This is a genomic window from Streptococcus suis (genome assembly GCF_046032535.1).
GTDB lineage: Bacteria > Bacillota > Bacilli > Lactobacillales > Streptococcaceae > Streptococcus > Streptococcus suis_AK.
Map to the genome: position 1 here is coordinate 1 of NZ_JARQPL010000003.1, position 10,067 is coordinate 10,067.

Genomic DNA, 10,067 nt, shown 5'->3' on the forward strand with positions numbered 1-10,067 from the left:
AGCAAAATTAAAAATTGAATATGCAAAATAAAGCGTCCCACGGAAAATAGCATGACCGTAGTAAAATTACTACCCTCTTTCGTTCCATTATAAAGAAAAAGAGTAGAAATAAAGGTAAATCCCAGAGCAAACCCCACCATTTGTACATCGTGATAGGCCTGACTGTAAAAATAGAGTGTAACAGCTAGCAAGAGCATGGATAAGACCGTTAATAACAAGCGCAAAGCATTCATTTTTTGGGTCTTTAGATAGCTAAACAAAGCCGCTCCCAAGGTCACCAAGAGATAGATGACCATATATGACATGACAAGAACTTTCATCTAGGCCTCCAAGTCGCTCAAATAGTCGTAGCGTTCATATTTTTCCAAGAGCTGTTCATTTTTCTCATCCAACTCTTTCTGCAAGTCGGATAGGCGGGTAAAGTCACTGCCACAAGTTAGCATTTCCGCCTCGATTGCCGCAATCCGTTCCTCCAGACCAGCAATCTCCTCCTCAATGGTCGTCCACTCCTGCTTCTCAAAATAGGACATCCGCTTCTTGTTCTCTCTGACCTTCTCGATTTTCTCCTTTGGTTTTTCCAAAGAAATAGCAGAGCTGGAAGCCAGAAAGGTCTTTTCATCCAGATAGTCCGTGTAGTTGCCAAAGAAGGTCTGAATGCCGTCGTCTTCAAAAGCCAAGATTTTGTTAGCCACCTTGTCCAAGAAATAACGGTCGTGACTGACAGTAATGACCGGACCAGCAAAGCCCTGCAAGAAATGTTCCAAGACTGTCAGAGTCGCTATGTCCAAGTCGTTGGTCGGCTCATCTAGTAAGAGAACATTGGGGCGCTGCAAGAGAATCTTAAGCAAATAAAGTCGCTTCTTCTCCCCACCAGACAACTTTTCAATCAAGGTCCCGTGGGTATTACGTGGGAAGAGGAATTGCTCCAAGAGTTCTGCGATAGAAACCATACCAGATGTCGTCTTAGCTTCTTCTGCCACTTCCTGCAAGAAATTGATGACCCGCTTGCTTTCGTCCAAGCCCTTGATGGTCTGAGAAAAATAACCGATACGGATAGTTTCACCAATATCTACCTTACCGCTGTCTGCTTGCAAATCACCTGCAATCAGATTGAGCAAAGTGGATTTTCCTTTTCCGTTATCACCAACAATGCCAATGCGGTCCTTGTTTTGAATGAGCAGGTTAAAGTCTTTTAAAATGGGCTTGTCAGGATAGGAAAAGCTGACATTTTCAAAATTAATGACCTTTTTACCGATACGAGAAGTTTCAAAATTGATTTCCAGTTCGCTATCGTCTATCTTGTTGGCTAAATCGCCTTTGAGGTCATGGAAACGATTGATACGGGCCTGTTGCTTGGTTGCACGAGCTTGAGGTTGTCTGCGCATCCAAGCCAGCTCTTGTTTGTAGAGCTGCTCTTTCTTATGGCGAAGGGCGGCATCTCGCTCGTCCTGTTCTGCCTTCAAGCGAACATAGTCCTGGTAATTTCCTTGATATTCGGTTAAGCTGGCGCGGTCCAATTCAAAAATCCGTGTCGCCACATTGTCCAAGAAATAGCGATCGTGGGTAATAAAGAGAACAGACTTTTTAGTATTTTTCAAGAAAGTCGTCAACCATTCAATAGTATCAATGTCCAAGTGGTTAGTCGGTTCATCCAGCAAGAGCAAGTCAGCATTGCCAAGGAGGACTTGGGCCAATTGCACTCGTCTACGTAGACCACCCGATAACTCAGCAACGGTTTTGTTGAGGTCTGTTAGCCCGAGTTTCGACAAGACAGTCTTGACCTGACTTTCAATCTCCCAAGCATTGAGAGAATCCATCTCTGCCATGACTTTCTCCAGTCTTGCTTGACTGGCTTCATCGTAATGGGATAAGAGCAACTCGTATTCACGAATCAGCTGGGTTTCACGGAGGTCAGATGAAAGAACGGTGTCTAAAACTGTCTTACTTTCATCAAAATCAGGTTCCTGAGTCAGATAGGCAATTTTATAGGCATTTTTTGTGCGAAAAGGCGACACATCGCCATCAAAACCGATGCGACCTGACAGGACATCCAGAAGTGTAGTCTTTCCTGTACCATTGACCCCAATAATCCCGATACGGTCGCCTTGGTGGATGATGAAAGACAGATCAGCAAAGACCGTTTTATCTCCGACAGATTTAGTCAGGTGTTCAACGATAAAATCACTCATGGTCTAACCTTCCTTTCACAAATGCCATAATGGCCTCCTGTTCATTGGGCAAATGTCCCTCAATAATCTCATACTCAACCTGCTTGAGTAGATTTCCCAAAACAGGGCCTGGTTTGAGGTCAAATGCCTTCATCAGATGTCCTCCATTGACGACAATTTCATGCTTGTCATGAATGGTCAATGCTTGATCTATCTGGTCAATTGCTGCAAAATCTATAGTCAAACCTTGTGCATGACGGAGTTCCTCTACCAAGCACAAGAATTCTTTGCCATACTTGAAACAGATTTGCTTGGTAACAGATCCTGCTTGGCGGAGCTGATAAATCTCTACCAACTTGACCACGCTGCGTTGGAAATCATTGCTGGTTTTCCATTTTTTCAGGAAGGATTTGATGTTATCAATACCTAGGCAGACAAAGAGCATGGCCCAAGCTTGTTCAGAAGTTGAAAATTGGAAGTCTTCTGCCAAACTGGACAGCATTCTAGCCAGCTGTTCTCCTTTTCCAACTAAATCAGGCAAGAAATTGTAAGCCTTAGACTCAATCATAGCACGCAAGCCTTTTCGCCAAAAATCCGCCATCAAGAGTTTATCAAACTCGATAAAACTGCGCTCCACAGAGATTTTTTCCAAGAGCGGTGCGGTTTCAACCATAGCTGTGAAGGTCGTCGGCTCAATTTCAAAGTCCAAGGTCGCAGCAAAACGAAAACCTCGCATGATACGGAGGGCATCTTCGTTGAAACGTTCAGCCGGGATGCCTACAGCCCGTAGGGTGCTGTTTTCTAAGTCAGTCATCCCATCAAAGAGATCAACAATCTGTGCGTCTTCATCCAGAGCAAAGGCATTGACTGTGAAGTCGCGACGTTTGAGATCCTCTTCTAAGGAACGCACAAAAGAAACCTGACTCGGCCTACGGAAGTCGACATACTCCTCCTCTGTCCGAAAGGTGGTAATTTCATACTCCTTTTTCCCCTCTAATACTAACACCGTACCGTGTTCAATTCCGACATCAATAGTCCGTGAAAAGATTTGTTTCGTTTCCTGAGGGTAGCTGGAAGAGGCAATGTCGACATCATGAATAGGTCTGCCCAAAATGGCATCCCGCACGGAGCCACCAACAAAGTAAGCCTCAAAGCCAGCTGCTTTAATTTTCTCTAAAATCGGCAAAGCCTCCTGAAACTCAGAAGGCAGATTGTTTAATTTCATAATAAGTGTTCCAAACCATAAACGAGTTGTGAGCGTTTGACTACCTCTTTAATGCCGAGGTTGACACCGCCCATAAAGGAAATACGATCGTAAGAGTCATGACGAATGGTCAAGCCTTCACCCTGTGCCCCAAAAATCACTTCCTGATGGGCAACAAGGCCTGGCAAGCGTACTGAGTGGATACGGAAGCCATCAAATTCTGCACCGCGAACGCCAGCAATCAGTTCTTCTTCATCCGCTGCACCTTGAGTCTGTGACTGACGGACTCGGGAAATGAGTTCGGCCGTTTTGACAGCCGTTCCGCTCGGTGCATCCTTCTTCTTATCGTGGTGCAATTCGATAATTTCAAGATTTGGGAAATACTTGGCTGCCTGGGCTGCGAACTGCATGAGCAAGATAGCCCCAATTGCAAAGTTAGGAGCAATCAAGCCGCCCAAGCCTTTCTCAGCAGACAAGGCTGTCAATTCTTCGATTTCTTCTGGGGTAAAGCCCGTTGTACCAACCACAGGTGCAAAGCCGTTTTCCAAGGCAAAACGAGTGTTTTCATAGGCAAATTTTGGTGTTGTAAAATCCACCCATACATCTGCGTCTAAGCTAGCAACTTCTTCTTTGGTCTTGAAAACAGGAACACCGTCCACTTCTGTTTCTGTCGCAAATGGGTCCACCAAGGCAGCCAGACTAAGTTCTGCGTCGCCTTTGACCATCTCAACAGCCGTTGAGCCCATTTTCCCTTTAAATCCTGCGATAATTACCTTAATTGTCATGCAAACTCCTATTCAATAATGGGAGAAATACCAAAGGCCACTGCCCCTTCTCCCAAGTGCGTACCAATGACCGAGCCAAATGATACGATTGGCAAATCACTTCCCACTCCTGCTTCTTCCAATTGCTGTTTAAAGTTATCAGCTTTTTCAGGAGCGTTGGCATGTATGATAGCAATCTGATACTTTCCTTCGGTCGTTTGTTCTTGGAGAATTTCGATTAACCGTTTAATAGCCTTCTTCTCTGTCCGAACTTTTTCATAAACTTCAATCTTACCTTCATCTGTAAAGTATAGAATCGGCTTGATACTCAAGAGATTGCCTAACAAGGCTGCACCATTGGACAAGCGACCACCTTTTACCAAATGATTGAGGTCATCAACCATGATGAAGGCTGTTGTCTTCCCAATTTCTTGGTCCAGCTTACCTAAAATTTCTTCAAAACTAAGTCCAGAGTCAGCCCATTTGAGAACATTTTCTACCATCATGCCTAAAGGAGCCGATGTGATTTTGGTATCTGGAAAGGCAACGGTTAATCCTTCAAATTCATCAGCTAAATATTGAATATTTTGATAAAAACCTGAAATACCTGATGACAAGAATAAGCCAAGTGCGTGTGTATAGCCTTTATCTTTCAAGCCTCTAAGAATTTCTTCCAATTCCATCAAACTTGGTTGACTTGTTTTAGGTAATTCTTTCGATGAAGCCATTTTTTGATAAAACTCTTCAACCGTCAAATTTTGCCCTTCAATATAATTTTCCCCATCGATGCTGACTGGAATACTTAGGACAAACAGGTCATCCCGCTCAATACTTCGGACATTCAAAACAGCCGATGAGTCAGTTATAACTGCTAATTTCATATTAAAACTCCAAATTCACTCCTGGTGCATCAAAGGCGATTTCAGTAACCTCATAAGTCATTCGTTTTAAAATGTCCAAAAGAGGCTCTACCAAAACACGTTTTTCCTCATCAGTAAATTCAGTTGGTTCTTCTACCAATCGATTTGGTAAGTGAACGGCCTGACTCATGGCACCTGAAATCACAAAATGATCTAGTACAATCATAAAGCGCAAAATGGTAATCATCGATGTTCGATTTTCTGCACGATTTTGCTCAATCAATTGAAAGTCAACTTTCAATTTTGTTTCCGGAATTCCGTTCTCTTTTTCCCACGCGTGATTGCGGGCATCAAAATGATACTGATTGACAAATTCTTTATCGCGAATGATTTCCATTTCTAACTTCTCCTATAATCAATATTATGCATATTATACCATAATGTATTGAAGATTTAAAAAATAAAAGGAAGAAACCGAAAATATTATCTTTCAATTTCTTCCCATTTTGTATATAGAGCAGACTTCCATCATTCTCCAAATATAGAGGAACTGAAACTATCTGTTAGCTTGACATAGGCTTTCAAAATAGCATCTTTCAAACCTTGGCGATTAAATCCTATTTGACCATTCTGAGCTGCTTGGTAATCTTTATCAACTGCCTCTGCCATCAGCCTACTCAGCGTTTCAATATTATCCATTGTTTCAGTCTGACCATTGAAGCTAATCGTGATGGCTTTCAGTCTATCCTTCTTATCCCAGCGCTCTTTGTACAAAGCTTTTTTGAAGCTTGTATAATCCGCATATTGATTAGCAAATATTTTTTCAAAAATAAACTGATCAGATAGTGGCTGACCTGCCGCCTCTGCTTCCGCTTTTAGCTTGTCTGTTGCATAAGGAATAAAGCCTTCTTCCCAACCTTTTGCAGCAAGAAGTTCCAAGGCCGTCTTACGGAATTGTAAACCACCAACAGTCCCACTATTATTTTGCAAGCCTGCATAAATCGGATAATAAAGCGGTACGAAATAATAGTTCTTCAAATTTTCGCGCAAATAATCTTGTTCTAGTAAGAATGATGATTTGGCAACAAGGGCATGATCAATCGCATCGTTGATAGTCGCAATATTCAGGTTATCCAGTTCATCATCCCTTAATTTTCTAATACGGTCATGAGCGTTCTGATAGATGAGGGACTGATTGGTATTCGCATCATTGACTGGGACCAACTCTATCTTGTTAAAGAAGTAAGGATAAGCCTCTTTCCCCTTAGCAGCAATGGCTTGGATTTCGACTGCATCCAAGAGGTAGGTAACATCAAAGATCCCTTTTAGATAGGTTTGCAAGTCCTCTTTTGTTTTGAAACGACTACTTGAAACATTGTGTGGAGTATTTGGACTATGTTCATTCATGAAGTTAAATCCATAGTAATAAATACCTCCACCAGCTGATGACTGCAACAAGCCCATAGCATAGGATTCTGCATCTTGACCAGGACGACGCTTATAACCATCCAACATGATCGTTTCATCATAGTTATGGACCAATTCATGGCTCATGGTCGAATCACCTAAATCCGATAGCATGTCCCGATTTGAGAATTTTACAAAGGTTACTGTATCTGAAAAGGCACTATCTCTTGATTGTCTATGCCATTCATTCAAGGGACCTGCCAACTCCTGAACATAGCGGTATTCCTGGTCATACTTATCTGCCCAACGACGTTTATCAGTTTGGTCTTCAAATGCATTTGAATCCTTGATCCAGTAACCATCCCAAATTTCAGTTGAGCGTTGGATAAACTTGTCTCTCAGATGAGAATCTGCCATCTGATACCACATATCCAAAAAGTCACCTAATCGTTTCCCGTGTTTCGGTATCAAACTTGTCTGTACTGTCTTAACTGCTTGGTAGTATTGTTCTGGATTGGTCTTTTTCAAAGCCGTATCCACATATCTTCCATAACCACCAAAGGCTACTGTTGCCATTGAGCTCATTACGAAAATATCATCCTTCTCCTTGATATTCAGCAATGGCAAGTAGTATTTTTCATAGCGTGGAATACGTCCCAGATGACTATATAGACTGGTGTCAATGCTAGAGTTTGCATTGGATGGAATTTCATAAACAAAGGTATTGGTCGCTTCTTTGAACCACTTCCTTGAATCAGTTTCTTCCAAGAACAATTTCTTATTGTATTCCAAGAAATCACGAACTGTTCCAAGTTGACTAGAGAGTGCTCCAAAACGTTCTTTATGAATTTCTGCATTATTGGCAAGCGTTAACCTGTCAAAATACATATCTTCGTAGCCTTGTTGTGAAACATAATACTGATCTGTATCCTTGGTGATTTTATCTGTAAATGACTTCAACCACTCAAGAGTATCAAGTTGACGATTATAAAAATCTGCATGATGGAGCACAACATTCTTGATATTGGTATCTCCATATTTAATGCCATATAGCCTATTGAGGTAGGCAAGGGCGAACATAATTTTTTCTTTATCTGCCAAGAATTCTTTTTTAATGACATCCCTGACAGCCTTGCTTGTGGTATCAACTACCAGTCTATTGGCCAGCAAACCTTTGATATGTTCTTCAAGATTGGCTTTGACTTCTGCAAAGGATTCATCTAAGTACAAGTCTTTTAGTTTGGCGTGCTTGTCTGCAGTTTGGATATGTAGGACCAGGACCTCGGCCATCTTTTCGCTATAGAGTTCAACTTGAGAAAATTCTTGAACTAGGTCGTCGATAAGACTTGTTTCCAGAGATAATAATTGTTCTGGTGTATAGAGAAGTTGTTCACCTAAACGGTATTCAACAACCTTGGTATTGCCGTACTCTCCCTTAAATACCAAAGGTAGAACTTCTGAAGTTCCATCTTCATAATGGATCAGTAATTTGGTCAAGGAAGCGTGTTGGTCATAGATATTTGTTGCTACTCCATCCTCATTCAAGGTCAGAACTGACTGGATAGGCTTGCTATAGAGATTACTTGCTTCATCAATCAAGTTACCATATTTAACAATCGTATTCCGGTCATAGAAAGGCAACAACTTAGCAGTGTTTTCATAGGCAGTTCTTCGTTCAGCCTGAGCATTTTGAACCAGGTTATAATCAATGGTATGCACTGAATTCGACTGACTGTCGCTATTTTCCTGTTCTGTTGTGGTTGGTGTTGTTGGAATTCCCCATGCCTTGATTTTCTCTAGCACGGCTTCTTGAGAAAGGCTTGTAGGCTGAATTGTTGGATTTGGTTGCCCTGCTGCATGATCTTCAACACTATAAATATTAGTTGGCATTGACCCGTATGTAGTATATAGATTTTGTGCCGAAGCGATGATACCCCCATTGGTAACAGATACACCTGTTGCAATGTTATTCAAGACAGACATCCTAGCTGTACCTACAACACCTCCAGTATCAGCAGGTGCTGTAGCCTGGATATTTCCTGTAACATAGGCATTGGTAATCATAGGTTGCTGACTGAACAAAGCCATCTCCGCAGTGACACCACCAATTTTTTGTCCGCGACCACTTGCTGTCTTAGCATCAATTGCCACATTAACCCTTACCTTGTCAATGGTTGAACTATTTAGTATTCCTGTAACACCACCCATATAGTAGATTTCATGGCTTGCTGTATTGTTTAATCTGACATCGATGATGGAATTACTAATGCTTGTACCATTTGTTGCTTCGTAAACCAAACCAGCAATATTTTGTTTGGCCGTAATATTTCCTGAAACAGAAACTTTATCGATGGTAGACTTGTCTGATTTCTTAGCTAGAGCTGCTACTGCTGTTTGATCATTTTTAATGCTCACATCTTTCAAGGAGATATTTTCAACCCTAGCATTTTTAAGAGTGCTGAAAAGCGGTTTATCCAACTGCAAAATAGAATATGTCTTGTGGTCACCTAGACTCTTCAGACTGCCAGTAAATTCTTTGGTAATGTAAGTGTCAGTTGAAACCATCTTATCAACTACCATATCCGCAGCTAGATAGTAGGTTCCGCTAGGATTAGTATTGATGGCATCTACTAATTCACTAAATTTACTGTAGGCCCCCTCTTGCAAGACAAGCTTGTCAACTGTAAAGGTATGGTGTTCATCGAAACTAGAATTGTTCTGATTAAATTTTACTAATTTTGGATGAATAATGCTCACCTTAATGCCATTGACATCATTCTCAAAGTTATCGACGGGGAGGTAAATATCTTTATTGTTTACAGTAGCAATTTTAACAAGGTAGTTTTCTGAAGAAATTGGAGTGCTAGTCAAGGCTGTGACCCTTGTTTTCTCGCCAAATTCATCAACTTGATACAGCTCAATACTCTTGTATTCTCGTAATTCCAGTAATTTATTTTCTAGTTCAAATTTTTCTGTTCCGAGCTCTTCTTCCACATCATCACTACCTAAATTATAGGCAAATCGTGTTTTAACTTTATATTCAGTGTTCAGTAGTAAGTTAGCAAATTGAACCTTGTATAGCTCTTCTTGTGTTAGAATTTCTTTTTCTGTGACTAATTCATCCCCTTTGTATAGAGATACCATAGCCTTGACAAATGTAGAATCACTATCTGTCAGTGTATAGCTTAGTTCTACAGTCTTATCATCTACATTTTCTTTAAGAATTGATAAAACTAACTCCGGTTTGGTTTTAATAGGTTCTTCTGGTTCTTCCGTAACTGGAGAGCTTGGGACAACTGGCGCTGTTGGTTCCTCGGGTTGAACTTCGACTTCTGTTGATGGTGGAACGGGAGTTTCTGGTTCTTCTGGCTGTTCAGTAACTGGGGCACTTGGGGCAACGGGCACTGTTGGTTCCTCAGGTAGAACTTCATCTTCTGTTGATGGTGGAACGGGAGTTTCCGGTTCTTCTGGTTGTTCAGTAACTGGAGAGCTTGGGACTACAGGATCTGTTGGTTCCTCGGGTTGAACTTCGACTTCTGTTGATGGTGGAACGGGAGTTTCTGGCTCGTCCGTAATCGGTTCACTTGGGACAACAGGATCTGTTGATTCCTCAGTGAGGACTTCATCTTCTGTTGATGGTGGAACGGGGGCTACTGGTTGTTCC

General features: G+C 41.6%; 7 protein-coding genes. All 7 read right to left on the reverse strand.

Going from position 1 to position 10,067, the window contains the following annotated elements:
• The coding region (locus P7J58_RS01675) for a hypothetical protein (protein WP_408572537.1) at positions 1-320 on the reverse strand (320 nt) is incomplete at its 3' end.
• On the reverse strand, positions 321-2,189 hold the full coding sequence (locus tag P7J58_RS01680; protein WP_408572538.1) for an ABC-F family ATP-binding cassette domain-containing protein: 1,869 nt from the start codon (positions 2,187-2,189) through the stop codon (positions 321-323).
• Positions 2,182-3,393 (reverse strand): CCA tRNA nucleotidyltransferase, encoded by a 1,212-nt coding sequence (locus P7J58_RS01685; RefSeq protein ID WP_408572539.1) that lies wholly within the window; start codon positions 3,391-3,393, stop codon positions 2,182-2,184. The genes P7J58_RS01680 and P7J58_RS01685 overlap by 8 nt, the downstream gene beginning before the upstream one ends.
• Entirely contained in the window at positions 3,390-4,157 is a 768-nt protein-coding gene (dapB, locus tag P7J58_RS01690; RefSeq protein ID WP_099810640.1) for a 4-hydroxy-tetrahydrodipicolinate reductase, read from the reverse strand. Before dapB ends, P7J58_RS01685 begins: the two co-directional genes overlap by 4 nt.
• An 8-nt stretch (positions 4,158-4,165) precedes the next feature.
• Complete coding sequence (locus tag P7J58_RS01695) at positions 4,166-5,017, reverse strand: DegV family protein (RefSeq protein WP_099810642.1); 852 nt, start codon at positions 5,015-5,017, stop codon at positions 4,166-4,168.
• 1 nt (position 5,018) lies between these two features.
• Positions 5,019-5,393 (reverse strand): DUF1149 family protein, encoded by a 375-nt coding sequence (locus tag P7J58_RS01700; protein WP_002934959.1) that lies wholly within the window; start codon positions 5,391-5,393, stop codon positions 5,019-5,021.
• A 131-nt stretch (positions 5,394-5,524) separates the two neighbouring features.
• The coding region (locus tag P7J58_RS01705) for a ZmpA/ZmpB/ZmpC family metallo-endopeptidase (RefSeq protein WP_408572540.1) at positions 5,525-10,067 on the reverse strand (4,543 nt) is incomplete at its 5' end.

Excerpts from the sequence above, each read along its gene's own strand:
- P7J58_RS01680 (WP_408572538.1), bottom strand. The coding sequence starts at position 2,189 with ATGAGTGATTTTATCGTTGAACACCTGACTAAATCTGTCGGAGATAAA.
- P7J58_RS01685 (WP_408572539.1), bottom strand. The coding sequence starts at position 3,393 with ATGAAATTAAACAATCTGCCTTCTGAGTTTCAGGAGGCTTTGCCGATT.
- dapB (WP_099810640.1), bottom strand. The coding sequence starts at position 4,157 with ATGACAATTAAGGTAATTATCGCAGGATTTAAAGGGAAAATGGGCTCA.
- P7J58_RS01695 (WP_099810642.1), bottom strand. The coding sequence starts at position 5,017 with ATGAAATTAGCAGTTATAACTGACTCATCGGCTGTTTTGAATGTCCGA.
- P7J58_RS01700 (WP_002934959.1), bottom strand. The coding sequence starts at position 5,393 with ATGGAAATCATTCGCGATAAAGAATTTGTCAATCAGTATCATTTTGAT.